The organism is Microbispora sp. NPDC049633, from assembly GCF_040675265.1.
In the GTDB taxonomy this organism is placed as follows: Bacteria; Actinomycetota; Actinomycetes; order Streptosporangiales; family Streptosporangiaceae; genus Microbispora; species Microbispora maris.
The window spans coordinates 1-1,097 of sequence record NZ_JBFAOO010000377.1 but is presented as its reverse complement, the minus strand read 5'-3'; the positions used below and the strand labels follow the sequence as shown (position 1 = coordinate 1,097).

Annotated in this window: 1 protein-coding gene; it reads left to right on the top strand. The window is 69.7% G+C overall.

Annotated elements, in window-relative coordinates:
* Position 1: 1 nt before the first annotated feature.
* Positions 2 to 1,000 carry a sugar phosphate isomerase/epimerase family protein gene (locus AB0J39_RS39060; protein ID WP_363474201.1) on the top strand — a complete coding sequence of 333 codons (999 nt, stop codon included), beginning with the start codon at positions 2 to 4 and terminating at the stop codon, positions 998 to 1,000.
* Positions 1,001 to 1,097 lie beyond the last annotated feature (97 nt).

The window sequence follows — 1,097 nt, the reverse complement described above, 5'->3', positions numbered from 1 at the left end:
GATCACGTTGTTCACGGGGCAGTGGGCGGACCTGCCGTTCGAGGAGGTCTGCCGCCTCGCCTCCGAATGGGGCTACGACGGCCTGGAACTCGCCTGCTGGGGCGACCACTTCGAGGTCGACAAGGCCCTCGCCGACGACTCCTACATCGAACGCAAAAAGGAAACCCTGGCCAAGTACAACCTCGGGGTGTGGACGATCTCCAACCACCTCGTCGGCCAGGCCGTCTGCGACCACCCCATCGACGAACGCCACAAAGGCATCCTGCCCGCCCGCATCTGGGGCGACGGCGAACCCGAAGGCGTCCGCCGCCGCGCCGCCGAGGAAATCAAGGACACCGCCCGCGCGGCCGCCAAACTCGGCGTCAAGACCGTCGTCGGCTTCACCGGCTCCTCCATCTGGCACACCCTGGCCATGTTCCCGCCGGTCCCACCGACCATGATCGAAGCCGGCTACGCCGACTTCGCCGACCGCTTCAACCCCATCCTCGACGTCTTCGACGAGGTCGGCGTCCGCTTCGCCCACGAGGTACACCCCAGCGAGATCGCCTACGACTACCACACCACCCTGCGCACCCTGGAGGCCATCGGCAACCGCCCGGCCTTCGGCCTCAACTGGGACCCCTCCCACATGGTGTGGCAGGGCCTGGACCCCGCCGGGTTCATCCTCGACTTCGCCGACAAGATCTACCACGTCGACTGCAAGGACGCCCGGGTCGCCACCCGCGACGGCCGCCGCGGCCGCCTGGCCTCCCACCTGGCCTGGGCCGACCCCCGCCGCGGCTGGGACTTCGTGTCCACCGGACGCGGCGACGTCCCCTGGGAGGAGTGCTTCCGCGCACTCAACCACATCGGCTACGACGGCCCCATCTCCATCGAGTGGGAGGACGCGGGCATGGACCGGCTGCACGGCGCACCCGAATCCCTCGCCTACATCCGCTCCCTCAACGCCATCACCCCACCCGAGGCCGCCTTCGACGCCGCCTTCTCCTCCGAGAGCTGACCTCTCTCCCCAGCTCCCGTGAGGCCCCGGGGCCGGGCCGCGCACACGCGCGACCCGGCCCTTCGCCATGTCCTCACCCCCACGCCGCCACCACGTC